Below are 25,570 nucleotides of genomic sequence, written 5' to 3'. Positions count from 1 at the left end.
CGCATGGTGTTCTCCCTGCGTTTCGAGGCGCACTCCGAAGTGGGTCGCATCCGCAAGAACAACCAGGATTCCGGCTACGCATCCCCCACGATGCTGCTGGTGGCCGACGGTATGGGAGGCGCCGCCGCGGGTGATCTGGCGTCGGCCGTCGCCACCACCATCGCCCGGGACGCCGACGCCCATGTGGCCGGCGCCGAGATGCTGGATCACATGCAGGGCATCCTCGCCACCGCCAACAGCCGGCTGGCGGAACTGGTGTCGCAGGACCTGACCCTCGACGGGATGGGGACAACCTTCTGTGGCGCCATGTTTGATGGGGAGCAACTGGCGCTGACCCACATCGGCGACTCACGCTGCTACCTCCTCCGCGACGGCGCCCTGAGCCAGCTCACCCACGACCACTCGTGGGTGCAGCAACTCATGGACGAGGGCCGCCTCACCCCCGAGCAGGCCGCCACCCACCCGCACCGATCGCTGATCCTGCGGGTGCTGAACGGGCAGAACAACACCAGCCCCGACCTGGAGCTCGTCGAGGTGCAGCTGGGCGACCGTCTCCTCTTCTGCTCTGACGGTCTCTCCGGCCTCATCAGCGACGACCAGATCCGGGAATTCCTCACCGAGGACGATCTCGACCTGGCCATCGACGACCTCACGCAGGCCGCCAACGAGGCCGGTGGGCACGACAACATCACCGTGGTGCTCGCCGATGTGGTGGAACAGGACGACGCGCTGGACGCGGCCCGACCCCAACTGGTCGGCTCGGCCACTGAGCGCGAGATTCCCGACGTCGAGGAAGAGCCAGCCTCCCCTCCACCGCCCCCGCAGGAACTGACTCCTGAGCACACGGGCGACGAGGTGGCGCGCTACGCCCCCGAGCCCACATCCCGGCGGTGGCCCGGGGTGATAGCCGGCACGCTGGCGATCCTGCTGGTGCTGGGCGGTGCCACGTGGGGTGTGGTGGCCTACAGCACGTCGCGCTACTACATCTCCGAGGCCGACGGGAACGTCGCCATCTACAACGGTCTCCCCGGCTCGTTGCTGGGCTACGAGCTCAATGTCCTGGCTGAACGATCCGATATCGCCGTCTCTGACCTGCCCCGCTTCTACCAGCGGGCCGTCTCCAACACCATTGCCACTTCTGACCTGGTGAGTGCACAGGAGTCGGTGGAGGAGCTGCGGTGGAAGGCCGACCGGTGCGTGGCGGTGCGCCAGGAGCGGCTCAACCAGCCCGGCGTCAGCACCCCGACCCCCACCGCGTCGCCCTCGGGCCTGTCCACAGGGCAGCCGAACTACCCCACGTACCTTGCGCCCATCACCCCCACCGCCTCCACGGAATCTGATCCGGAGGCCTGCTGATGTCTGTTCCCAGGCAACCGGCTGCCACCGGCGAGGTGGTGGTCCACCTCCAGCGCCGCAACGTTGAACTGCTGCTCATCCTGCTTGCCTGTTCCTTCGGGCTGGCCGGCTGGATCATGACACACCTGGCCCTGTACAACTCCCTGCCGCCGAACCTCCCTCTCGTGGCGGGTCTCTGGTACGGCTTGGGACTCGTGGCCCACCTGTTCGTCCGATTCCTGACACCGTGGGCGGATCCTGTGATCCTGCCGTGCGTGTTTCTCCTCAACGGGCTGGGGCTGGCGATGATTGCCCGGATCGACCAGATCCCGGACCCGCCCAGGAATGACGTCGCGTCACAGCTGCTGTGGACGTCCCTGGGAATCGTGTTGTTCATCGGGGTACTGATCCTGGTCCGGGACCATCGCCGCCTCCAGCGCTACCCGTACCTCCTGTTCATCGCCGGCGTCGCGCTGTTGCTGCTGCCACTCATCCCGGGACTCGGCATCGCGCTCGGTGGCGCCCAGATCTGGATCCGGGTCTTCGGGTACAGCTTCCAGCCGGCTGAGGTGGCCAAGATCCTGCTGGCTGTGGCCTTCGCCGCCTACTTCTACGAGAAGCGCGACGTACTGGCGCTCGCGGGCAAGCGCTTCATGGGGCTCGACTTCCCGCGCGCACGAGACCTGGGACCGATCGCCCTCATGTGGATCGCCGCCCTCGGCATCATGGTGTTCCAGAACGACCTCGGCACCGCACTGCTGTTCTTCGGCCTGTTCACCGTGATGATCTACATCGCGACGCAGCGCCCGGCGTGGCCACTGCTGGCGGGCGTGATGTTCATCGTCGCAGGGTTCCTGGCCTACAACTTCACCAACCATGTGCCCCGCCGCGTCAACGCCTGGCTCGACCCCTTCAGCAATTACGACGCCAACCTGCAGATCATCAGCGCCCAGTTCGGGTACGCGTGGGGCGGGTTGTTCGGACGGGGCTGGGGCATGGGCCGCCCCGGACTGACACCACTGGCCAAGAGCGACTTCATCGCCGGTGCCCTCGGCGAGGAGCTCGGCATCCTGGGTCTCATGGCGGTCGTCATGGTCTACGCCCTCATCTCCGCCCGCGGCATGAAGGCTGCACTGCTGTGCCCCGACGGCTTCGGGAAACTTCTGGCCGGTGGCCTGGCGTTCGTGTTCTCCCTGCAGGTGTTCGCCATCGTCGGCGGCATCACCCGGCTGCTGCCGCTGACCGGTCTCACCACACCCTTCATGTCCCAGGGTGGATCGTCGCTGGTGGCCAACTGGATGATCATCGGGATACTCATGGTGATCTCGCACCGGGCGCGCATGCCACAGATAGCCACCGCGACCCCGCAGGAACTCCTCACACCTGACGACGCCACGGCGGTGATCACCCGATGAACGGTCCCCTGCGCAAGGTGAGCATCTTCATCTCGCTCATGATGGCGGCGCTGCTGCTGAACATCACCTGGATCTCCGTGGTGCGCACCAACGAACTGAACGCCGACCCCCGGAACCGCCGGGTGCGCGACGCCGAGTTCGCCAGCGACCGCGGCGCCATTCTCGTGGGCAACACCCCCATCGCCATCACCAACCCCTCCGAGGGCCGGTTCCCCTACGCACGCAGCTACCCCAAGGGCGACACGTGGTCGTCGGTGACGGGCTGGTACTCCTACGACTACGCGCGCAGCGAGCTGGAGAAGCAGTACAACGAGGAGCTGTCCGGCACCGGGTCCAGCCAGGCGGTGAGCCGCATCATCGACCTCCTCGTCGGCCGCCAGCGCCAGGGCGCCAACCTGTCGACCACGCTGAACCCCGCGGCCCAGCAGGCCGCCGTGGATGCGCTCGGCGACAAGCAGGGCGCGGCCATCGCCATGGACTGGGAGACCGGCGAGATCCTCGCACTCGTCTCCGCCCCCACCTACGACCCCAACCGTCTGTCCACGCTGGACCTCACACAAGAGCGCGTCGCCTGGGATGAGCTGTTGAACGCCAAGGACGAACCGTTGAAGAACCGGGCGGTTCGCGAGGTGTTCCCACCGGGATCCACGTTCAAGCTGGTCACGGCCGCCGCCGCGCTCGAGAACGGGATGCTTCCGTCCTCCGAGCTGCAGTCGCCGCAGTCACTCCCGCTGCCCAACTCCAACCGTTCCATGGGCAACTCCACCAACTGCGGCGGCACCACCGTCACGCTGGAGCAGGCGCTGGTCACCTCCTGCAACACGGCGTTCGGCAACCTGGGCATGGAGTTGGGCAGTGAAAAGCTCCGGGCCGCGGCGGAGGCCTTCGGGTTCAACGCCGAGCCCACCATCGACCTGCCCGCCGCGGCGAGCCGGTTCCCCGCCGAGATCGATGAGGCGCAGACCGCGCTGTCGGCCATCGGCCAGTTCGACGTCGCCGCCTCCCCCCTGCAGATGCTGCAGGTGGTGGCAGCCATCGCCAACGACGGCCACATGATGCAGCCCCACGTGGTGCGCACCGTCACCGGAGCCGACCTGAAGGTGGTGCGCTCCATGGAGCCCCACGAGTTGTCGCAGCCGCTGAGCGAATCCAACGCGCAGCTCATGCAGCAGATGATGGAGTCGGTGGTCGCCGACGGAACCGGCCGTCCCGCCCGCATCGACGGCATGACGATCGGGGGAAAGACCGGCACCGCCCAGTCCGATCCCGACCGACCGCCCTACGCCTGGTTCATCGGGTACGCCAAGGACCCCAAGGTGGCCGTGGTGGCTTTCGTGCAGAGCGCGGACGTCGAACGTGACGACATTTCCGGGGGCAGGGTTGCCGCCCCGATCTTCAAGGCCATACTGGAGGCCCTCCGATGACATTGGTTGCCCGACGCACAGCCTCTTGCTCCACAATGGGCTCTGTTCGACCGAAAGGACCCATTCGATGACTCAGCGTGGAACGCTGCTCGGAGGACGCTACGAGCTCGACCAGATCATCGGACGCGGCGGCATGGCCGAGGTGTGGCGTGCGCGCGACACCCGACTGGAGCGCGACGTTGCCGTCAAACGGCTCCGCATCGACCTGGCCAGTGACCCGACATTCCAGGCCCGTTTCCGTCGCGAGGCGCAGTCCGCGGCCGGCCTGAACCATCCCAACATCGTGGCCGTCTACGACACGGGCGAGGAACTTGACCCGTCGTCGCAGGTATCAGTGCCCTACATCGTCATGGAACTCGTCGAGGGCGTCACCCTGCGCGACGTCCTCCGCGACGGCCGCAAGATTCTGCCTGAGCGCGCTCTGGAGTTCACGGCCGCTGTGCTCGATGGCCTCGACTACAGCCACCGCGCCGGCATCATCCACCGCGACATCAAGCCCGCCAACGTCATGCTGACCCCGACGGGTTCCGTGAAGGTCATGGACTTCGGCATCGCGCGCGCCGTGGCAGACACCTCCGCCACGATGACGCAGACGGCGGCCGTCATCGGCACCGCCCAGTACCTCTCTCCCGAGCAGGCCCGCGGTGAGAAGGTGGACCAGCGTTCCGACTTGTACTCCGTCGGCTGCCTCCTCTACGAACTGCTGGTCTCCGAGCCGCCGTTCAAGGGCGACTCCCCCGTCAGCGTGGCCTACCAGCACGTGCGCGAGGCCCCGGTGCCACCCAGCCAGCGGGACCCCGAGGTCACCCCCGGCATGGACGCCGTGACCCTGAAGGCCCTGGCCAAGAGCGCCGACGATCGCTACCAGGACGCCCGCGAAATGCGCGCCGACGTGCTGCGCGCCATGAACCACGAGCCCGTGCATGCCCTGATGACGGCTGCGGGCGCCGAGGACGCCACCGCCGTGATGGCCAACGACCCGACCGCCACAGCACGTCGCGCCGCCGTACCGGCCGCGCCCGTCGCCGTGGCCACCTCCCCCTCCCCCGTCGAGGTGGAGGAGGACGAGCCGGAGAAGAAGTCCCGCAAGGGGTTGATCGTGCTGATCGTCCTCGCCGTGCTGTTGCTGGCGGGGATGGCTTACGCCGTCAACACCATCATGAACCCCACTCCCCCTGCGCCGGTCATGGTGCAGGTCCCCACCGTCGTGGGACAGGACCAGATCAGCGCCCAGAACACCATCAAGAACGGGGATCTCCGTTCCGAGGTGGTCGAGGTGATGGGCACGGAGGAGAACAAGGGCAAGGTGGTGGAGCAGACACCCGAGGGTGGCCAGCAGGCGGTCAAGGACAGTGTGGTGACACTCAAAGTCAGCACCGGACCTGACACCAAGGTCATTCCCGCGGATCTGGTGGGCATGACGGAGGCGGACGCCAGACGCGCGCTGCAGGATGCAGGATTCGACAACGTGTCAACAACCGATGCCGATCCCGCGACGGAGGACCCCACCGCCAAGCAGGGTGACGTCGTCGCCTCCGACCCGCAGCCCGGAGCTGCCGTGGCACCCGAGACCGTGGTGAAGCTCACCATTGCCACCGGGAAGTCCATCGTGCCGCAGCTGATCGGCTTCTCGGAGGACGAGGCCGCCGATCTTGCCAAGCAGTCGGGCTTCACGAAGGTGCTCGACGTCAAAGAGGTGGAGACAGACGAGCAGCCACCCGGCAAGGTCTTCGACCAGTTCCCACGCTCCGGCAGTGCTTTGGATCGCGCAGACACCATCGAGGTGAGAATCGCCGTGGCGCCAGCCGTGGTCACCCCTCCCCCGCCACCGGAGACCACACCCGAGCCCACCCCCACGGAGACCACCCCGGAGCCCACCCCCACGGAGACCACGCCGGAGCCCACCCCCGCGGAGACACCCGAGCCGACCCCGACTCCCACCGCAACGGCCGACGGCGGAAACGGCTGAGTCTCAGCTGAGGCTGGTCGACACCAGCGGCGACATGCCGACGGCCCTGCGCGGGGCGTCGGCGTCGCCGCACTCGGCCAGCCAGTTGGCCAGCATCTGGTAGCCGCCCTGCGTCAGCACCGACTCAGGGTGGAACTGCACGGCCTCCATGGGCCAGGTCCGGTGCCGCACAGCCATGATGACGCCCGAGGCGGTTCGCGCCGTGACCACGAGGTCATCGGGCAGTGAGTCCGGCGTGATGGCCAGCGAGTGGTACCGGGTGGCACTCACCGGCGACGGCAGTCCAGAAAAGACGCCCACCCCGTCGTGGAAGACGTCGGAGACCTTGCCGTGCAACAACTCCGGGGCGCGGTCGACGACACCGCCGAGCGCGACCCCCATGACCTGCAGACCCAGACACACCCCGAACAGGGGGATGACCCCGCCCAACTGATGCACCACCTCGACGCAGACACCCGCCTTCTCAGGGGTTCCGGGACCGGGGGAGATCAGCACCCCGTCCCAACCGTCGCGCCAGGTGATGGCATCGAAGCGCTCATCGTCGTTGCGCCAGACGTCCACCTCGGCGCCGAGCTGCCGCAGGTAGGAGACGATGTTGTGGACGAACGAGTCGTAGTTGTCGATGACGAGGATGCGGGGCACGCCGCAATTGTCGCACCAAGTTCTCCGGGCCACCGGAGCGCCCACCTCACCAAAGGCCGCGGTCACATCCCGGGCAGCGCGATCGCCAGCGGGTGTTCAGCGGGTGCGCTGGGCCTGGCGCACGCCGATGGCGCCGCTGAACGCGGGCGCCTCCAATGACTCGTCCACCTCGAAGGAATACCCGAGGCCGTAGGCCACCACGTACTGCTGGTAGATCCGCACCGCATCGGAGTCATCCAGGGAGCGTTCCATGGAGTCCGCGTCACCGATGGCCTCGATGACGTAGGGCGGGGCGTAGGGCACACCGTGCAGGACGACGGAGTTGCCGACGCACTTGATACCCGTGGTGGCCACCACCCGCTGCCCCTGGATGGTCATGGCCTCCGCACCCCCCGCCCACAGGGCGTTGACGACGGCCTGAATGTCCTGCTGGTGGACCACGAGCGCATCGTCGTCCACGCCCGCAGGCTTGACCTCCAGCGGTGCATCGTCAAGGGTCACACGCACCCCGGGACCGGCGACCGGCTCCGTGGAGGCCTCCAGGCCTGCCAGACGCAGCGCATCGGTGAGGTCCTTGCCGCCGTCCATCCGTGCGGTCAGGTCCTCCACCTCGGCGCGCAACTCATCCGCACTCTGGCGGAGCTCCTCGTTGCGTCCCGCCTGGGCGGCCACCAGTTCGCGCATGCTGGCGGTACGGTCCGAGCGCAGATCGGTCCCCCGCGCATTCAACGCGCTGACGGTGATCATGAATCCGGCCAGGAGGCAGACACTCACCGTCACGAGGCGACCCCGCAGCGACCGCGGGCGGCCGCCGGCGCGCGACGACGCCCGCGATGCGTGCGCGGTGAACCGAGCCAGAGAGTTGCCCATCTGCCCAGACTAGCCCGCGCCGGAGAACCCCGATGCTGGGGTTTCGGCTTTGCTGGATTACCCTTCTGAGTGCCAATGAAGGAGGACCAGTGCCCGAGTCCAAGGTACGCAAGCAGGCCAAGTCGAAGCAGCAGCACACAAGCTCTGTCGAGGACGCCGAGCTACGCAGCGAGCGACAGCGCCTTTCCGGCGCCCAACGAAACTGGGTTCCGTGGGTGTTCATCCCCGTCGGCCTCCTGGGAGTGCTGTGGATGGTTGTCTACAACCTCGCCGGCAACTCAATCGGCTTCATGCAGTCGCTGGGTGACTGGAACGTCGCCATCGGCCTCGGGCTGATCGTCGCCAGCTTCTCCCTCATGACGCTCTGGAAGTGACACCCCAGCCCCACAATCCCCTCGTGGGGGCATCGTTCGACGCGGTCATCTTCGACCTCGACGGCACCCTCATCGACTCCCACGTGGCGATGGTGCGCTCCTACGAGCGGTGGGCGGAAGAGTTCGGCATCCGTCTGGACCGTCTCCCCCACCTGTTGGGTATGCCAAGCGCCGCCGTCTCCGAGGCGCTGCTGCCCCCGGAACACGTGGTTGCCGCCACGGAGCGGATCGAAGTACTCGAGGTCACCGACACCGAGGGCGTCGTCGCGTTGCCGGGTGCGCGTGAGGCATTCACGACCCTGCCTCGCACAGGGGTGGCCATCGCCACCTCCTGCACCACCGACCTGATGCGGGCCCGGCTGAGTGCCGCGGACCTGCCGTTCCCCGATGTCATCGTGACCCGCGACCACGTGGCAGATGGCAAGCCCGCCCCGGACAGCTTCCTTCTGGCCGCCAAACTTCTGGGGGTTCATCCCGCCCGTGCGCTGGTCGTGGAGGACGCACCCGCAGGCATCGCTGCCGCCCGCGCCGCCGGCTGCCCCGTGCTGGGCATTGCCTCCACGAAACGCCACGACGAGCTCGCAGCCGACGCCGTGGTGGGCGACCTCTCCCAGGTCGAGTGGCAGGTGGAGACCAACGGACAGATCTCCCTGCGCCTCCGCACTGCCTGATCACGTGTCCCACGGCTTGCGCCTGTCCGCCTGCCGTTCAGATCCGGATTTCCTTCGCCATCACGGAACTCATGCCCGTTTGTTTCTGTTTCATGGTTGACATGGACTCAAACGGGGAGCAAGATGTCCGTATGAGTCCGCAACAGCGGCATCACTGACAAGGACGTCAACGAAAGGTGGTGTGAGATGTCCCTACCGGACGCCACACTGAACAAGAACCTGGAAGGCACGGGCGCACGGGCCCGGGTGCAGCGGTTCGGCGGCTACCTCGCCGGCATGATCATGCCGAACATTGGTGCCTTCATCGCCTGGGGCCTCATCACTGCCCTCTTCATCCCGACGGGATGGCTGCCCAACGAATCGCTGGCCTCACTCGTCGGCCCCACCATCACCTTCCTCCTGCCCATCCTCATCGGCTACACCGGTGGACGCATGGTCCACGGCCAGCGCGGCGCCGTCATCGGCGCCCTCGCGACGATGGGCGCCATTGCCGCCGCGGACATCCCGATGTTCCTCGGCGCCATGGTCATGGGCCCTCTGGCCGCCTACGTGCTGAAGAAGTTCGACAGGGCCATCGACGGCAAAGTCCCCAGCGGATTCGAGATGCTCGTCGACAACTTCTCCCTGGGCATCATCGGAGCGGTGATGGCCGTCCTGGGCAAGGTCGGCATTGGGCCCGTTGTCGGCGTGCTCGTCGACTGGCTCGGATCCGGAGTCGGGTGGCTCGTGGGCCATTCCCTGCTCCCGCTGGCATCCATCTTCATCGAGCCAGCCAAGGTCCTGTTCCTCAACAACGCCATCAACCACGGCGTGCTCTCCCCACTGGGTGCTGCGGAGTCACAGGAGCTCGGCAAGTCCGTCCTGTTCATGCTGGAGTCCAACCCCGGCCCTGGCCTCGGCCTGCTGCTCGCCTTCGTCTTCTTCGGCCCCACCAAGCTGCGGGGGGCCACGTGGGGCTCCGTCATCATCCACTTCTTCGGCGGCATCCACGAGATCTACTTCCCCTACATCCTCATGAAGCCCCGCATGATCCTGGCCACCATCGCTGGCGGTATGACGGGGGTTGCCACCGCTCTCGTGCTGGGCGCGGGCCTCGTGGCCCCTGCCTCGCCGGGCAGCATCATCGCCTACACGCTGGTCGCACCCCGTGGGGGCCTTCTCCCGGTGTACGGCTCGGTCCTGGCAGCCACGGTGGTGTCCTTCTTCGTGGCGGCCGTACTGTTCGGCTTCGGCCGCGGCAAGGACGTCGCTGACGAAGTGACCACGGAAACGGCCCACGACGAGGTGATGCAGGAATCCGGCAGCTCCGCCACAGCACCGGTCATGACTGCCACCCGCTCCATCGCCGGCAAGGACGTCAGGACGCTCATCATCGCCTGCGACGCAGGCATGGGCTCCAGCGTCATGGTGGCCGGCGCCATGAGGAAGAAGCTGGCACCCTACGGCGTCACCGTCACCCACTCCCCGGTGAACGAGGTCCCCGCCGACGCGACGCTCATCATGTCCCAGTCGGGACTGGCACAGCGGGTGCGCTCGGTCGCACCCCACGCCGTCATCGTCACCTTCGAACGGTTCGTGGGAGACCCCGCCTTCGCGCGCATCGAGGCCGCCATCAGATTGGGAGAGACCATTGAGTGACGACGTGTTGACACGCGACTCCATCCGCCTCGGGTTGAGCGCCACCGACAAGGACGAAGCCATCCGCATGTGCGGTGCGGCCCTGCTGGAGGCGGGCGCCATTGCGCCCCCGTACGCGGACGCCATGTTCGACAGGGAGCGAGAGGTGTCCACCTACCTCGGTGAGGGTTTCGCCATCCCCCACGGCACCAACGAGTCCCGACAGTTCATCAACAGGGCCGCACTCGGCTTCCTGCAGTTCCCCGAGGGGGTGGACTGGGACGGCGACACCGTCTACGTCTGCATCCCCATCGCCAGCAACTCCGACGAACACATCGGGATTCTGGGCGCGCTCGCCGAGGTCCTCATGGAACCCGAGTCCGCCGAGAAGTTGCGCACCACCACCAGCGTGGACGAGGTCATCGCCCTGCTGTCCGCCATTGGAGAAGAGGAATAATGCTCGCACTGCGCTTCTACGCCCCCGGAGACCTACGGCTCGAGGACGTCCCGGAACCCGTCTGCGGTCCCGACGAGGTCAAGATCCGCGTCAGGAACTGCTCCACCTGCGGCACCGACGTCAAGATTCGCAACAATGGCCACCAGAACCTGACCCCTCCCCGCATCATCGGCCACGAGGTGGCGGGCGAGGTCGTCGAGGTGGGTGCGGACGTGACAGGCAACTGGGAACCCGGCGACCGGGTGCAGGTGATCGCCGCCGTCCCGTGCGGTGACTGCCACGAGTGCCGGAAGGGCTGGATGGCGGTGTGCCAGAACCAGACCTCGATCGGCTACCAGTACGACGGCGGTTTCGCGGAGTACATGATCGTGCCCGCCCAGGTGCTGAAGGTGGACGGCCTCAACCGCATCCCCGAGGGCGTCGGCTTCGACGAGGCCTCCGCGGCTGAGCCGTTTGCCTGCGCCATCAACGCCCAGGAGCAGCTCGGCATCGAGGAGGGCGACGACGTGGTCATCTTCGGCGCCGGCCCCATCGGCTGCATGCACGCGCGGATCGCACGCGGCGTCCACAAGGCCGGCCGCATCATCCTCGTCGACGTCAACGCGCAACGTCTGCAGATGTCGGCCGACGCAGTCCATCCAGACGTGGTCATCAACGCCGCCGAGGTCGACGTCGTGGCGAAGGTGATGGAACTCACCGACGGTCGTGGCGCCGACGTCATCATCACGGCCACCCCCGCCAACATCACCCAGGAGCAGGCCATCGCCATGGCGGCCCGCAACGGACGCATCAGCTTCTTCGGAGGCCTGCCCAAGACCAACCCGACCATCACGTGCGACTCCAACGTGGTGCACTACCGCCAGCTGCACATCCATGGCGCCAACGGTTCCGCCCCGGAGCACAACAAGCGGGCGCTCGCCTACATCGCCTCCGGGGAGGTGCCGGTGGCTGACCTCATCACCCGCCGGATCCCGTTGGCGGACGTGTTGGATGCGTTCGGCATTGTTGAACGCGGGGAGGCCATCAAGGTCACCGTCGAGACGAACTGAGGCAGGATCAACCCATGAGCAGCAATGCAGTCCACGCCAGCCGCACCCTGTACGCGCCTCAACGCCACGAGGAAATCGTCGCCGCAGCGCGCCGGGCGGGACGGGTGGAGGTCAACGGACTCGCCGACCAGCTGAACGTGACTCCTGAGACCATCCGCCGCGACCTCGCGGCGCTGGAGCGTCTGGGGAAGATCCGGCGGGTCCACGGCGGAGCGCTGCCCATGGCGCAGACCGAGCCCGAGCCCTCACTGCTCGACCGGCTCGGTCTGCACTCCGACGCCAAGGAGAGGATCGCGGCGCGCGCGATCCTGGAGTTGCCACCGCAGGGCACCGTCCTGTTGGACTCCGGGACCACCACGCTCGCCATCGCCCGGGCCATGCCACCTGAGGTGGAACTGGAGGTGGTGACCAACTCGGTGGCCATCGCCGCCGTCCTGACGGATCATCCCGGGCTGGCGGTGCACATGGTGGGCGGCGCCATCCGGCAGCGCACCGGCGCCTGCGTCGGGCACTGGGCCACCGACGCCCTGGAGCGGTTGTGCATTGACGTGGCGTTCATCGGTGCCAACGGGTTCAGCCCGTCGCGGGGCATGACAACCCCCGACGAGGCCGAGGCCGCCGTCAAGCAGGCCATGGTCGCGAGCTCCCGACGCCCCATCGTCGTGGCCGACTCGTCGAAGGCGTACCAGGAGCGGCTTCACCGATTTGCCACCATCGACGACATCGCGCTCCTCATCACCGATGACGAACTGGACGACGAGGCAGCCGCCGAACTGGCCGCCGCGAGCATGGAAGTGGTCCGGGCATGATCGTCACCGTCACACCCAACCCCAGCATCGACCGCACCGTCACCGTGGAACAGCTGGAGGTGGGTGGCATCAACCGGGCCATCTCCTCCCGGCTGGATCCCGGGGGCAAGGGAGTGAACGTGTCCCGGGCGCTCTCGGCCAACGGCTGCCCCACACTGGCGCTCGTTCCGCTGGGAGGACCCGACGGCCGGCTTCTGGAGTCGCTGCTGGAAGAGGCCAACGTCGAGTTCACAGTGGTGCACCTGTCCGGAATCACACGGACGAACGTGGCCGTGGTGGACCCCAGCGGCACGACAACCAAGATCAACGAACAGGGCCCCGTCCTCACCACGCAGGAGTTGTCGTCGCTGCGCGCCGCAGTGCTGGCCTCCGCAGCCGGAGGTGAATGGCTCGCACTGTGCGGCAGTCTGCCGCCCGGAGCTCCCGAGTCCTGGTTCGCAGACATCATCGACGCCCATCCTGCCCGGGTGGCCATCGATGCCTCCGGCGCCGCCTTCAGGCATGCCGTGGCCGCCGGCCCGGACCTCATCAAGCCGAACCTCGAGGAACTCGAGGAACTCGTGGGGCGCGGTCTGTCCACCCTGGGTGACGTCCTGAACGCCGCCCGCACCGTGGTGGAACGTGGCGTGGGCATGGTGGTGGTCAGCCTCGGCTCCGCCGGAGCTCTCGCCGTCACCGTGGAGGGACACTGGTTCGCCTCCGCCCTCGTCACAGCCCCCCTGTCCACCGTCGGGGCTGGCGACTGCCTTCTGGCAGGACTCCTCCAGGCCCTTCAGATGGGGAAGTCACCCCAGGACGCACTCGCCGAGGGTGTCGCCTGGGGATCCGCCGCCGTCACCCTGCCCGGCAGCCAGGTCCCCTCACCGGCGGACATCGCCGGCGTCACCGTCTCCACGCGCCTCCCACCCCTGACCACCCTCCTGACCCCCAACCCGTCACAGCCGACACGAAGGGCCTCCACCATGAGCTCACGCACCGCCACCATCGCCTCCTCCGTCGGGCTCCATGCCCGCCCAGCCACCCTGTTCACCAAGCGCGTGGCGGCAGCCGGGATCCCCATCACCGTGGGACGCGCCGACGGCAAGACCGTCAATGCCGCCTCGATGCTGGCCGTCATGGCGCTCGGCGCCAAGTGCGGCGACCAGGTGCTCCTGACCGCCGACGGTGCGAACGCAGACGAGATCCTCGACGAGTTGGTCTCGTTCCTGGAGACCGACCACGACGCCCAGGAGTGAGCATGCGCACACTCACCGGACTCGGGGTCAGTGGTGGCACCGCCATCGGCGTCGTGGCGCTCGTGGCACCGCCACAGCCCCTCCCGGACGAACAACCCTCCAGCGACCCCACCGCGGACCTGTCCCGCGTGGCCTCCGCACTGGAGACGGTCGCGACCCGGCTGGATGCCACCGCGTCACTCCTCGACGGCGACGCCGCCGACATGGTGGCCGCGGCCGCCGCCATCGCCCGCGACCCCGGACTGCTGGAAGCCGTGGGTACACATCTGAGCACCATGGGCCCCGCGCACGCGCTCCACGCAGCCGTGGGTGGCTACGCAGAGGAATTCACCGAGCTGGGCGGCTACTTCGCGGAACGCGTCACCGATCTGCTGGATGTGGGTGCCCGCGCCGAGGCACTGCTACTGGGCCGCCCCATGCCGGGGGTCCCCGAGCTGCACGGGCCCAGCGTCGTGATCGCCCACGATCTGGCCCCCGCCGACACCGCCGTCATGGACCCCGCCTTCGTGGTGGGGATCGTGACCGAGGCGGGGGGCCGCACCAGCCACACCGCCATCATTGCCTCGCAGCGCGGCATCCCCGCCATCGTGCAGGCCAAGGGCGCCCTCGACATCCCCGACGGCGTCCGCGTGGGCATCGACGGCGACACCGGTGAACTGGTTCTCGATCCTGACGAGGCATGGTCCACCGCCCGGGAGGAGAAGCAGTTGGCCCGGGCGCGCATCAGCCAATGCTCCGGTCCCGGCGCCACGTCGGATGGTCATCACGTCCTGCTACTGGCCAACATCGGCAATGCTGCGGACGCGGAACTGGCCGGGGCAGCCGACGTCGAGGGTGTGGGCCTGTTCCGCACCGAGTTCCTGCACCTGTCGGCTACACAGGCCCCCACCGTCGAGGAGCAGGCAGCCGAGTACGTCCGCGTCCTGACCCCCTTCGGGGACCGCCCCGTGACCGTGCGGACGCTCGATGCGGGCGCGGACAAGCCGCTGGCGTTCGCCGACCTCGGCCCGGAACCCAACCCGGCTCTCGGACGGCGCGGGCTGCGCCTCATGGTGGAGCGCGAGGACCTCCTCGACGACCAGCTGACCGCCCTGGCCAGGGCCGCCGCCGAGACGGGGGCACTCGTGAAGGTGATGGCACCCATGGTGTCCACGGCCAGGGAGGCTGACTGGTTCACCCGTCGCGCCCACGCCGCTGGCCTGCCGGTGGCCGGGGTCATGATCGAGGTGCCAGCCGCCGCGCTCCGGGCCCACCATGTGCTGCGGGTGACCGACTTCGCCAGCCTCGGCACCAACGACCTGGCTCAGTACACGATGGCGGCGGACCGGATGGTCGGAGAGCTCTCCGCTCTGCTGGATCCGTGGCAGCCCGCGGTTCTCGACATGGTGGCCGCAGCCTGCGAAGGCGGCAGCGCCACCGGCAAAGCCGTCGGCGTGTGCGGCGAGTCCGCCGGCGACCCGCTCATGGCGCTCGTCCTCACGGGACTCGGCGTCAACAGCCTGTCAATGTCTGTGCAGCGCGTACCGATGGTGCGGTGGGCTCTCTCCCAGCACACGGCACAGGAGTGCGTGCAGCTTGCCGTCGCGGCCCGGTCCGCCGACTCCGCGGAGGCCGCACTTGAAGCGGTGCGATCGACCGCCTCGACGGAGCTCACGGACCTCCTCTGAGTTCACTCAGGATCGAGCGCCGCATCCTTCCTGCTTGTCCTGATGGATGCGGCTTCGCCGCTAGCGTGATGCCATGCCTCCCCAGCTCATCCCCGCTGACCCACGCTTCACCACGGAGTCCGAGCGCGCCGTCTGGTCGATGCTGCGTGAGTCCCTGCGGCCGCAGGACACGCTCATGGCCAACGTCCGCCTGACGGACGACAGGAAGGACCATGAGGCCGACCTCATCGTGGTGATGCCCGGCGTGGCTGTTGTGGTCGTGGAGGTGAAGGGCACCGGCATCGGCCTGGAGGATGGAAAGTGGACGATGCCGCGGGACGGGCACCGGATGCTCGTCGACCCTGTCGCCCAGGCCCGCGACGCCCGTTACGCCCTGCGCACCTTCATTGAGTCCGACCATCGATGGGCCGACAGTTCCCGCGGCCGCATCCGCTTCACCCACGCCGTCGTCACACCGTTCAGTCACCTCGGGACAACTTCCGACCTGCCCGACTGCCCCCGGTGGATGCTGCACGACAAGAACGACCTCCACGAGCTGGCCGCGCGGTTGGCCGACGTCCCAGTGGGGTTCGAGACCCATCGGCGACCGCCAACCGTCGAGGACTGCGAGGTCTTCGTCGACATCATGTCGGGCCGCGGGATCCGGGCCGCCCCGAGCGTCGTCGACGATTCCGACGAACGCCAATCCCGCGCCGACAGGCTCACACAGGAGCAGGGGCTGATCCTGGAAGTAACCCGCCTGCTGCGCAGGGTGGAGATCCGCGGGGGTGCCGGCAGCGGGAAGACGGTCCTGGCGCTCACCCAGGCCAAGCAACTGACCTCAGGACGGGGCGATCGAAAGCCCGAGCGGGTGGCCCTACTGTGCTACTCCATGGGGTTGGCGAACTACTTCAGGCGGGAGGTCGCCACATGGAACCGCAAGCAGCGCCCCGCCTACGTCGGCACCTTCGAGGCCCTCGCCAACCAGTGGGGCATCGCGTCCGGCTCACGTGACGATCACGATTTCTGGGAGGTCAGGCTGCCACGGCAGATGGCCGAGAAGGCCGCGGGGTTGCCGCCCGGCCAGCGCTTCGATTCCTTCGTCGTCGACGAGGCCCAGGACTTCGCCGAATCGTGGTGGCTCCCGCTCATCGCCGCACTGCGGGACGAGCAGGAGGGTGGCCTGTTCCTCTACTCCGACGAGAACCAGCGCCTCTTCCACCGCTTCGGGCGGCCCTCCGTGCCGCTGGTACCGCTCGTCCTCGACCACAACCTTCGCAACACCAGGCAGATAGCCGAGGTGTTTCGCCCCCTCGCCCCGCTGCGCATGCGCCTTGAGGGCGGCGACGGACCGGAGGTGCTCCACGTGCCGGCAGCCCCGGAGGAGGCCGTCGACGTCGCCGACGATCAGGTGGAGGCACTGCTGGACGAGGGCTGGCTGCCCGAACACATAGCGCTCCTCACAACAGGCCGCCGCCACCCCGAACAGGTGGCACGGCAGGACCTGGAGGGCCAGGACGGCTACTGGGACACGTACTGGGATGACGAGCTGGTCTTCTACGGCCACGTCCTGGGGTTCAAGGGCCTGGAGCGCCGCGCGGTGGTGCTGTGCGTCAACGAGGACGGCACCCGGGAACGCTTCCGCGAGCGAATCTACGTGGGACTGTCCCGCGCCACCGACCGCCTCATCGTGGTGGGCGACCTCAATGCCATCGGCCACGCGGGCGACGAGGTGGTCAAGGAACTGCGCGGCCGCCACTAGACCGCCCCCGCGCCAGCGCGCGCCCCGCGTTCTTTGCCACTCTTCGAGAATGGGTGTGAGACCCCGTTCAGCCGTGCCAGCTTGGTGACGGCTGCAGATCAGCCGGTGTAGCGCACTCCCTGACCCGGGTCGGTGTCGGCGGGCTCGTCCCCCCCAGCACAAACCGGTGATGCAACCGTGGCCTGCGCTCCGGGTCGACCTGGCGCGGCGGCGTGAACCAGGGCAGGCCCGTGTCCGGATCCATGAGGATCTGCCACTGCACCCGCTCCGACACACCGGGATCCGGCTCCACCAGGCGGTGGTGATACGGACACAGCAGCACCCCATTCGACAGGCACGTGGCCCCACCGGCCCACCACGGCCGATTGTGGTGCGCCTCACACGCCCCCGGCGGCGCATCGCACCCCGGAAACGCACATCCCCGATCCCGCAGCACCAAACCAGCCCTGATCCCCCCGGTGAAGAAACGGCGGGCCCGGCCAACATCCAGCACCTCCGAGGCCCCACCCAACACCGCCGGGACCAGCTGCGCATCACACGCCAACCGCCGGGCCTCACCCGCCGGAAGCAACTCCCCACTGCCCAGGACAGCAGCCGCAGCGAGCCCCTCGGTCAGGGTCCGCAGGCTGAGGGTGAGCACCACCTGCGGACGATCCCCACCCACCGCCGGCAGCCTCCCCGAGCCAGCCTGCATCGCACACCACCGCACCAGCGCATCCGCACGCCGCGCCGCACGATCCGGCACCTCACCCGCCAGTCCATAAGAAACGGCAGAGGGCATCAGCGCCTGCAACTGCGCCAGGAACAGCTGCCCATCAGCAAGCGGAAGCTGCCCGCGCACGATCATGGAGCCGTGATGATCCGGCACCACCACCATGGATCGGCGCATGAACGCGACCCGTGCGTCCCGCTCCACCCGATCCGCCTCCAACGCCTCAGCACGCTCCGGATCAATCACCTCGACCATCCGCTCCGCCACCGTGCGGAGCTCATCAGGATCGAACCGATCCGCAAAACCAACAACATCGGCCTGGCACCTCTCCAACTGCGTAGGCGACAACGACAACGGCAGACGCTTCAGGCCAGCGACAATCCCGCGCGCCTGCTCCGCCGACACCCTCCCCTCAAGCCACGCCTCAGCCACCACCGGGAACCGGTCCGCCAAATCCCTGGCCAGCCGCGCATCACAGCGGGCCGTCCTGCGCGAAACCCGATTGGTGGCATGCAACCGCTCAGCAACCGACAAACCCGGCTCACGCACCAGATCCGCACCATGCAACAGCCCCATCCGGACGGCCGCGAGCCGGTCACAGATGCCGTCAATCCGGGCAATCAGGTCCAACAGCCCAGCGGCATTCCCACGCGCTCCTGCGGCCAGCAAGCCGACGACATCCAGGACATTCTCCAGCCCTTCCGAGCCCGAATCCGTGGTGTCACCCATGAGTAAATTCTCCCAGCCACCACTGACAGAAATAGAACAGAGGATCAATTCCTGCTTCCGTCTCCCAGCGCCCGATCCCTCACCCAGCGTGCGCGAGCACGTCGCCCACGCGATCAGCCCCCTCAACCACCCTTCCCGCAGCACCGACCCAGATCGCCAATGCCGAGCCCCTTGCGTGCATCTGGTCGCCGCCTACCGCGACGGAGGTGGCCCGGGGAGCTGCCGGGGGTGCTCCGTCGGAGGGGACCCGACTTCGGTGAGGGCCTTCACCCCGTTGATCGCGACCCCCAGACCCCAGCCCATGATCGGCCACACGGGCCAAAAATAACCGCCGCCCGTGGCGACCCACACAACGACGAAGAAGACAGCGAAGATCGCCCAAGGCGCCAGCGATGATCGGCGCCAATGGGCCATCCTCGAACCTTGACGATCGACGCTGCCCGGTGTCGCGTCCATCGCTGGTGGGGCGGGAACGCCCGCCGGCACGGCGGGAAGGTCGACCATGACGTGATCCAACTCTCCCCGCGTACGAGCGGACAGCGCCTCCGTGGTCCTCTGGTCAAACTCGGAGGGGGTGAGTCGCCCTTCCGCGAAGTGCTCGGCGAGCAACGAGACTGCCTGGTCGCGTTCAACGTCACTCACCCGAATGTCGCGGTCCGTCACAGTCCTCCTCGCCAGGCTTGAGTGGGGGGGGACCCGTCGCGCTCGCGAACGGGCGAGGCAACGCCGGTGAGCGTTGTTCCCACAGTGGCCGGTGTGCTGACCAAATTACCGCACGTACCGCCCTCCGAGCCGCGTACCGCGGAAGAGGATCCAGCGCGCAGCGCCCCGGGCTGAGTCACACGCGGCGCGGATCCCCTCGAACTCGCGGGAGCCCTTTCCGCCACCTCCCCTTTCGGGGATGGCAGACTCGCATCCATGTCTGAGGCACGACGCGACGCCCACCCGCTGACCGGAAGACTCTTCGGCTCCCCCGTGGAGCCAGAGACCGGCTGGCCGGGCGACCCGGCCACCACCGATACACCGGTGGCCCATTCCGCCGCCGACGTCACCTTGCTCGCAGCCTCCCCCCGCACCCTTGATGACCTGAACGCCTGCATCACTGTCTGTCGGGCCTGTCCGCGACTGGTCGAGTGGAGGGAATCCGTGGCCACCACGGGACGTAGGGCCTCGTTTGCCGACCAGCCGTATTGGGGTCGCCCCGTGGCCTCATTCGGGGACCCGGCCGCCGAGGTGTTGATCGTCGGCCTGGCTCCCGCGGCGAACGGCGCCAACCGCACCGGCCGCATGTTCACCGGTGACCGCTCGGGCGACTGGCTGTTCGCCGGCCTGTTCCGCGCAGGCTATGCATCGCAGCCCACGGCGTTCGCTGCTGGCGACGGCCTCGAACTCGCCGGCGTCCGGATCACTGCTCCCGTCAGGTGCGCACCACCCGGCAACAAGCCCACCACCCTCGAGAAGTCGACGTGTGCACCGTGGCTCGACCGGGAACTCGAACTCACCGAGCCCCGGCTGCGCTCGATCCTGGCGCTGGGACTGATCGGCTGGGACGCGGTCATCAGGGCCGCCCGACGTCGGGGCTGGGGTGTTCCGTCCCCCAAACCCAAGTTCACCCATGGCGCCGAGGCGGCGCTGACCACGCCCGACGGTCGCTCGATCCGCTTGGTGGGGAGCTACCACGTCAGCCAGCAGAACACGTTCACCGGCAAGCTGACAGAAGCCATGTTCGACGAGGTCCTGTCACGGCTGTGACGGTTCAGCTTTCCCCTTCGCTGCGCCAAGCAGGAGCGGCGAGGTCTATGCGATGCAGTTCCACCGCCTCGGCGTCGCCATCCGGGAACTGCGACTTCATGAGCGCAAGCATGTCCTCCTGCCTCGGTTGCCCGAAGGTCAGCCGGTACAACGCCACATCACGCTTGACGTTCTCCAACTGTCGTTCGTCCGTGCTCAGCGCGTACGGGGCCACATGTCGCTCGATCCGATGATCGCCGGGGTAGACCCAATGGGGGGCGAAGGACCCGAGACCGGAGTCATCCCTGTCTGCCAGTGCGTAGAGCGCAGCCCACGGGTTGGGTCCGACGCTCTTCCGTGCTTCGTCGCCGTGGCGAGCTGCGAGGTTCCGACGCACGGCCAGCCCGTCATAACGGTCGACACGCCCCTCGCGCTGCTCGAAATCGATGGGGTTCGGCGGCGCATTCCAGTGGAAGACGCTTCTGCTCCACCAGTGGAAGTCCACCCCCTCCTGGCCTATAGACGTCGTGGCTAACACGAACGGCTGGAACGGGCTGTTGAACGCTTGCCTCACCACTGGCTGGCGGGCACTTTCCTCCTTTTCGCGCCGGCCTCCGAAGCGCAGCGCGAAGCGTGTGGCGAGGCGCCTCTTGAAGCCCGCCTCCGCCGCGGCCGGGTCGAAGATCTCGACGGTGGACGAGCGCATCTCCAGCGCCACCGACGCCATGCGGGCGATCTCGAGCAGCAGTTCGTCGTCGACCTCGGGTGAACCGAGGCTGACGTGCAGGTGGTGCGCGTACTCGTCGAGCGTGGCCTGCAGGTTGCCCCATGCGCAATATGTGAGGATCCTGCGCCAGTAGGGTTCGCTGCCCGGCAAGAGCTGGTCGAGAAGCAGGATGGCCTCGGGCCTGGAGAAGAGGCTCCGCAGGGCACCCGCGAGTCGGACGGCGGCCACCCACCGACCGCCGTCGCTCACGCGGGAGCCACCATCGGCGATCCGGGACAGCGCACGGTAAGCAATGTTCGCCGGACTATGAATGGCGACCTCTGCGAGGGCCGTCAGCCCTTCCGGTGACAACCGACGGTCCTGCCTCTTGCCTCGAACTTGAAGGGCGAGTTCGACGTGACGCTGCTGCCGTGACCTCCTCAGCGGCGCCTCCGTCGTCGATTGCGGATCATCACCCTGATCATCCTGGAGGTCGAACGCAGCCAGAACCTTCCGCAGATCGAAGTGCTCCGGTAGCGAATCCTGACGCCGCATGGCTTCGTACCAGTGCGACGCCACAGTCCCACTGCTCGTCACATCCGTGCGGTGGTCCGTTTCGAGACGAGCCACAACTTGCTCGCGCCACACGTCCGGCAGGACAGGGAGCCCGTCGGAGTGCCGTGCTGCCTGGAGCGGATCCGCAAGCCTGGCCAGGCCGGGCATGGGCCAGAACAGCGCCAGGGTCGACATCGACGACGGCCGCTCGTCCTCGTCGCTCTCCAACCGGTACGCAAGACGATTCCTGAGCCTGGCCCTCTGGTCCTCGGCGAGACTGCGTCCTTCAGAACCCGCCGCCAAATGGTCAGCCTGATGGCTGAGCAGCGACGCGACCGCGGCCGGAGTCGCCGCCCAGGACGAGAACACCAACAGCTTGGACATCTCCTGAGCGTCCGGGTCCGCATACGGGCCCGACGCCTCAAAGTACGGGAGCGATGGTGGCACCCACAACAGCCTCCACCACCCCCGGTTGACCGTTGCGGCCGCCAGCGCCCGCATCCGCGGATTCCCGAGGTCAACCTGGTCCGAGCCATCCAGCGCCGCTGCATTCAGCTGTTGGGTACTCGCAAGCAGCAACCGGATACGGTCTTGGCGCTGAGGATCACTCAGTGCTTCACGTACCAGCCCACCCAACTTGTAGCCATCCATGAAGTTGACGAAGTACGGCGCCGACTTCCAGTATTCGAGCCTGAAGGGCGCCCCCACCTCCCGCGCCAAGTCCTTCATCGCGATGAATCCGAGGAGGTCCTCCACGCTCGGAGCTCCGAGGAGCGTGACCCGTTCGTCTGTCATCGTCTTGACCACGTCACGCGGCCGCTCTGTCCGCACCATGAGTCGAAGCAACTCATTCCTGGCCCGCTCTACAGCGCCGGCAGTCATGCGCCCGGTCACAATCTCATCGCGGTACTCGCGAAGCGAATCGCGGATCCGCGCCACCTGTCCGTTGGCGTCACCGTTATTGAGAAATCTGACAAGTTGGAGGAAATCCTCGTGGTGGTCGTCGCCGAGCAGGGCCTCCTCCGCGAAGGTGAAGGCCTTGAATGGTGTTGCGGACAGCAACAGCGACTTCGCGCGATGCCCGGTGGCCTCGTCCCGGTACCCGAACAGGTGTCCTGCCAGGCCACCGGCTTCTGTCTTGTCATCCAGCAGCTCACGGAAGCGCTGGAACTCATCGAGAATCACCAGGTCGGGGGTGAGGAGTTGAATGCTCTCCCGTGCCAGCACGGCGCGGAGGCGACCGACCAGGCCCCAAGCACGGTGTCGGTGCTCGGGGCTGGGAGTGAAGTGGTCGAGGAGGTCGTCGAGCTCGTCTCGTATCGTCTGTTCCGACTCTGCACCAGGCAGCGAAAGTGACTCCACAGCGATGGCCGCGAGGAATCGCACTGTGAGCTCCCTGTCAGGCCCCTGATGAAGGCTCTTGTTCAGCTCCCTCACAGGCCTGCGCAACCCCTCCTTTGATTGCAAGGACCCCCGAAGCACCTCGTAGCAGTTCTCCGCCCGCGACCCGTCAAGCGTGAGGCCATCATCCAGGATCTTGAACAGAAGGGCTCGCTCGTCGGCCGTTCCCGATTGCCAGCCGGTGGAGAACGACGTGCCCGGAGTGAAGGACACCAAGTTGACTGGCTTGATCGACCCGCCACCGACGCTCGGCGCGAAACTGTGCGCGTGCTTCGACAGCAGCGTCAGGCGGCTGGCAATGCCGTGGTGATCGTCGCCAGTCACGTTGAGCTTCCGGAGATTCTGGTGCGCCAGGTCCTGGTTCGAGCAGACGTACACGATGTCGATGCGGTCAACGGCGTCGTTGTTTTGCAGCTTCTCAATGGTGCGGGCGATAACTCCGCGGGCAACGATTGTCTTGCCCAAACCGGTCTCGTCGGCGACAAGGAACCGGTCCGTGGGATTATCGCCGTAGAACCGGTCCACGACGTACTCGGCTGTGTTGCGCTGGAAATCTGTCAGTTGGTCCATCACTTTGCCGGCACTGAACGGCTTCCGGGTTGTCATGGCTGCCTGCGCACCTGTCCCAGAGCGAGCTCCACGTTGGTCCACAACTCTTCGAAACCCTCGGGAAACAGTTCACGACCTTCCGCCGTCTGCCCGAGCCGTTTCACGAGCCTGTCCAGCTCGCGGATCGACTCGGGCCGGTCAGCCATCGCTTCGACGACGATTTCGAAGATTCCCGCGTGTCCACCGCCGCCGGCCTCCCAACCCGCGCCTGAGGTGGCAATGTCTCCCGCCATCGCAGCGAGGGCCGAGGAGTCGGCGAGGCCCAGGACCAGCGCCAGGAACCTCAGGAACTTCTCGCGCGTGTCCACCTGGCGGGCGAGGACTGCGTCGAGTCGGTCCTCCGGATCGTTGACCAGCGGAGCGTGGACGACCGTGTCCGCGACGGTTCCATCCGGCCCCGTGAGCCGAAGCACAACGAACGGGGTGATGTCGGCAAGGGGGACCTCGTCGAAGACCGCGTCGACACGCGTCTCCGCCGCGTGTGTGTGCGCGACTCCCGGCCGCGTCAGCAGCCCGAATGCCAGCGCGTGTTCTTCGGGCAGCACGACGGCGCCCTCGCTGGTGAGCTGGAGATCGTAGTGCGAGCGACCATCCTGCACAGTCATCCGGTAGGGCACGGCTGCCAGCCGCCTGAGGAGGTTCCGCAGGCGCCTGAGTTCCACGTCTTCCTCCGACACTCGTGTCTCGCCGGTGACGTAGGGCTGGAGCAGGTCGCGGAAGTTGCGTTGTCCCTTCTTCAGTCCCGGATCCATCATCGTGCGGTAACCAAGGTCCAGCGCCCGGCCCCACATCTCGACCATGAACTCGACGTTGCCGTTGAACGCAGCTGAGGTCGCGTTCGCGGACCCGATGAAAAGGTGCGCCTTCCAATTCTTCTCGATCACGATCACCTTCGCATGGAGACCGGTGAGCTCGCCAAGCTCTCGAGCGGCCTCGCCTGACGTACCTGCCGCAGGGTCCGCGGCCCCCCCAAGGGCAGCCGCCTGTTCACCAGGCGGGACCGCCAAGGGGTCGAGCACAAACACCGACCCGTCCTTCCCTCCCAGACGCAGCCGCGACAACCATCCGGGGTCCAGCGAATCCATTGCTTCCGCCCTGGAGACGACGATGGCGTCACGCCCTCCGCCCGTCACATGCGCCACCCCCGCTGCGTCGCAGAACGGCGAGATGACGAGGTGTCGCAGGCCGGTGAAGTCCGTAGTGTCGGCGACCCCCGGTACCCCCATGGCGTGGAACCTGAGGCCCTGCACACCGTCCGGATTGCTCCACCGAACCCGGGTGGCCCGTTCAGCCAGGTCCCGCGCACGCCTCGCTCGCCGCTCAGAACGATTCACGGCCAACTCGGGTAGGTTCCTCAGGAAAGCTGCAAGGGGAAGATTCGCCTCCGTTGCATCGACGCCGTCGACTCCGTCCAGCACAACAGCCGCATCCCATGCCTGACTGTCGACAAGGTTCCGGGTGAGGCAGAGCAGCCGGTAGCGGTCGGGTTGGGCCTTGGCCGTGTAGTGGACGAACCAGATTTTGGGGTGGAACAGGAACCCCGCCTTCGGCGGCCGAACAGGATGGACCATCGGCTCCAGGAACGCCATGAGGTCCGAGGCACGCTTGGGCACTGCGATTTGTCCGGCCTGGCAATAGATGTCAATCCGGTCCGAGGCCGAGCGGACCGACTCCAGCACGCTGAGCGGATCGGTCCCGCCCCTGATCTCGTGCGACGCGAAGGCCAAGGGCGGAACCAGGGCAGCACCGAGTTGCAGGGTGAACGTGGTGGCGACCGCTGCCTCCAGCTGGTATCCGACCGGGGGTCGAAGCTGTTCCAGTAGCACCACCCGGCTGTCTGGCGCGAGCATCG

20 protein-coding genes are annotated in these 25,570 nt (G+C 67.4%); 14 read left to right on the top strand and 6 right to left on the bottom strand.

Features of this window, described 5'->3' with window-relative positions; genetic code table 11:
• Window positions 1-3: 3 nt before the first annotated feature.
• The 4 genes from EAX62_RS03600 to pknB all read left to right on the top strand — a co-directional run bounded on the left by EAX62_RS03600 (window position 4) and on the right by pknB (window position 6,143).
• Window positions 4-1,356: a PP2C family protein-serine/threonine phosphatase gene (locus tag EAX62_RS03600; RefSeq protein ID WP_121900269.1), complete on the top strand. Its 1,353-nt coding sequence runs from the start codon at window positions 4-6 to the stop codon at window positions 1,354-1,356.
• Window positions 1,356-2,750: an FtsW/RodA/SpoVE family cell cycle protein gene (locus EAX62_RS03595; RefSeq protein WP_199711099.1), complete on the top strand. Its 1,395-nt coding sequence runs from the start codon at window positions 1,356-1,358 to the stop codon at window positions 2,748-2,750. The genes EAX62_RS03600 and EAX62_RS03595 overlap by 1 nt, the downstream gene beginning before the upstream one ends.
• A 17-nt stretch (window positions 2,751-2,767) precedes the next feature.
• A complete protein-coding gene (locus EAX62_RS03590) occupies window positions 2,768-4,174 on the top strand; it encodes a peptidoglycan D,D-transpeptidase FtsI family protein (RefSeq protein ID WP_233557788.1) in 1,407 nt (468 codons plus the stop codon).
• Window positions 4,175-4,241: 67 nt separating this feature from the next.
• Window positions 4,242-6,143 carry a Stk1 family PASTA domain-containing Ser/Thr kinase gene (pknB, locus tag EAX62_RS03585; RefSeq protein WP_121900266.1) on the top strand — a complete coding sequence of 634 codons (1,902 nt, stop codon included), beginning with the start codon at window positions 4,242-4,244 and terminating at the stop codon, window positions 6,141-6,143.
• 3 nt (window positions 6,144-6,146) lie between these two features.
• Here pknB and EAX62_RS03580 read toward each other — a convergent pair whose 3' ends face one another.
• Together EAX62_RS03580 and EAX62_RS03575 are read right to left on the bottom strand one after the other, a co-directional pair.
• Entirely contained in the window at window positions 6,147-6,785 is a 639-nt protein-coding gene (locus tag EAX62_RS03580; protein ID WP_121900265.1) for an aminodeoxychorismate/anthranilate synthase component II, read from the bottom strand.
• 96 nt (window positions 6,786-6,881) lie between these two features.
• Window positions 6,882-7,655 carry a DUF881 domain-containing protein gene (locus tag EAX62_RS03575; RefSeq protein WP_121900264.1) on the bottom strand — a complete coding sequence of 258 codons (774 nt, stop codon included), beginning with the start codon at window positions 7,653-7,655 and terminating at the stop codon, window positions 6,882-6,884.
• A gap of 89 nt (window positions 7,656-7,744) precedes the next feature.
• Between EAX62_RS03575 and EAX62_RS03570 the strand changes: the two genes are divergently transcribed.
• The 9 genes from EAX62_RS03570 (at window position 7,745) to EAX62_RS03535 (ending at window position 17,275) form a co-directional block, all read left to right on the top strand.
• A complete protein-coding gene (locus tag EAX62_RS03570) occupies window positions 7,745-8,029 on the top strand; it encodes a cell division protein CrgA (protein ID WP_121900263.1) in 285 nt (94 codons plus the stop codon).
• Window positions 8,026-8,700 (top strand): HAD family hydrolase, encoded by a 675-nt coding sequence (locus tag EAX62_RS03565; RefSeq protein WP_121900262.1) that lies wholly within the window; start codon window positions 8,026-8,028, stop codon window positions 8,698-8,700. Before EAX62_RS03570 ends, EAX62_RS03565 begins: the two co-directional genes overlap by 4 nt.
• Before the next feature lie 186 nt (window positions 8,701-8,886).
• Window positions 8,887-10,338, top strand: coding sequence for a PTS mannitol transporter subunit IICB (locus EAX62_RS03560; RefSeq protein WP_199711098.1), 1,452 nt, complete (start codon window positions 8,887-8,889; stop codon window positions 10,336-10,338).
• Window positions 10,331-10,774 carry a PTS sugar transporter subunit IIA gene (locus EAX62_RS17460; protein ID WP_407703297.1) on the top strand — a complete coding sequence of 148 codons (444 nt, stop codon included), beginning with the start codon at window positions 10,331-10,333 and terminating at the stop codon, window positions 10,772-10,774. Before EAX62_RS03560 ends, EAX62_RS17460 begins: the two co-directional genes overlap by 8 nt.
• The gene (locus tag EAX62_RS03555; protein WP_121900261.1) at window positions 10,774-11,823 is read left to right on the top strand and encodes a zinc-dependent dehydrogenase; all 1,050 of its coding nucleotides are present in this window, start codon (window positions 10,774-10,776) and stop codon (window positions 11,821-11,823) included. Before EAX62_RS17460 ends, EAX62_RS03555 begins: the two co-directional genes overlap by 1 nt.
• A gap of 14 nt (window positions 11,824-11,837) precedes the next feature.
• Complete coding sequence (locus tag EAX62_RS03550; protein WP_199711097.1) at window positions 11,838-12,632, top strand: DeoR/GlpR family DNA-binding transcription regulator; 795 nt, start codon at window positions 11,838-11,840, stop codon at window positions 12,630-12,632.
• Window positions 12,629-13,867 carry a 1-phosphofructokinase gene (pfkB, locus tag EAX62_RS03545; protein ID WP_121900260.1) on the top strand — a complete coding sequence of 413 codons (1,239 nt, stop codon included), beginning with the start codon at window positions 12,629-12,631 and terminating at the stop codon, window positions 13,865-13,867. Before EAX62_RS03550 ends, pfkB begins: the two co-directional genes overlap by 4 nt.
• A 2-nt stretch (window positions 13,868-13,869) precedes the next feature.
• Window positions 13,870-15,534, top strand: a complete 1,665-nt coding sequence (ptsP, locus tag EAX62_RS03540) for a phosphoenolpyruvate--protein phosphotransferase (protein ID WP_121900259.1) — start codon at window positions 13,870-13,872, stop codon at window positions 15,532-15,534.
• 73 nt (window positions 15,535-15,607) lie between these two features.
• A complete protein-coding gene (locus EAX62_RS03535; RefSeq protein WP_121900258.1) occupies window positions 15,608-17,275 on the top strand; it encodes an NERD domain-containing protein in 1,668 nt (555 codons plus the stop codon).
• 67 nt (window positions 17,276-17,342) lie between these two features.
• Here EAX62_RS03535 and EAX62_RS03530 read toward each other — a convergent pair whose 3' ends face one another.
• Together EAX62_RS03530 and EAX62_RS17455 are read right to left on the bottom strand one after the other, a co-directional pair.
• Complete coding sequence (locus EAX62_RS03530; RefSeq protein ID WP_121900257.1) at window positions 17,343-18,716, bottom strand: HNH endonuclease signature motif containing protein; 1,374 nt, start codon at window positions 18,714-18,716, stop codon at window positions 17,343-17,345.
• A gap of 192 nt (window positions 18,717-18,908) precedes the next feature.
• Window positions 18,909-19,358 carry a DUF1707 domain-containing protein gene (locus EAX62_RS17455; protein ID WP_407703306.1) on the bottom strand — a complete coding sequence of 150 codons (450 nt, stop codon included), beginning with the start codon at window positions 19,356-19,358 and terminating at the stop codon, window positions 18,909-18,911.
• Between the two features lie 276 nt (window positions 19,359-19,634).
• Between EAX62_RS17455 and EAX62_RS03520 the strand changes: the two genes are divergently transcribed.
• Complete coding sequence (locus EAX62_RS03520) at window positions 19,635-20,468, top strand: uracil-DNA glycosylase (RefSeq protein WP_121900255.1); 834 nt, start codon at window positions 19,635-19,637, stop codon at window positions 20,466-20,468.
• A gap of 4 nt (window positions 20,469-20,472) precedes the next feature.
• On the opposite strand, the gene EAX62_RS16640 is transcribed toward EAX62_RS03520, so the two are convergent.
• Together EAX62_RS16640 and EAX62_RS03510 are read right to left on the bottom strand one after the other, a co-directional pair.
• Entirely contained in the window at window positions 20,473-23,715 is a 3,243-nt protein-coding gene (locus EAX62_RS16640) for a helicase (RefSeq protein WP_158600494.1), read from the bottom strand.
• The gene (locus EAX62_RS03510; RefSeq protein WP_121900254.1) at window positions 23,712-25,568 is read right to left on the bottom strand and encodes a phospholipase D family protein; all 1,857 of its coding nucleotides are present in this window, start codon (window positions 25,566-25,568) and stop codon (window positions 23,712-23,714) included. Before EAX62_RS03510 ends, EAX62_RS16640 begins: the two co-directional genes overlap by 4 nt.
• Window positions 25,569-25,570: the final 2 nt, after the last annotated feature.

Origin of the sequence: Tessaracoccus antarcticus (genome assembly GCF_003688855.1) — a bacterium.
GTDB lineage: Bacteria > Actinomycetota > Actinomycetes > Propionibacteriales > Propionibacteriaceae > Arachnia > Arachnia antarctica.
This window is presented reverse-complemented; position numbering and strand designations above follow the sequence as displayed.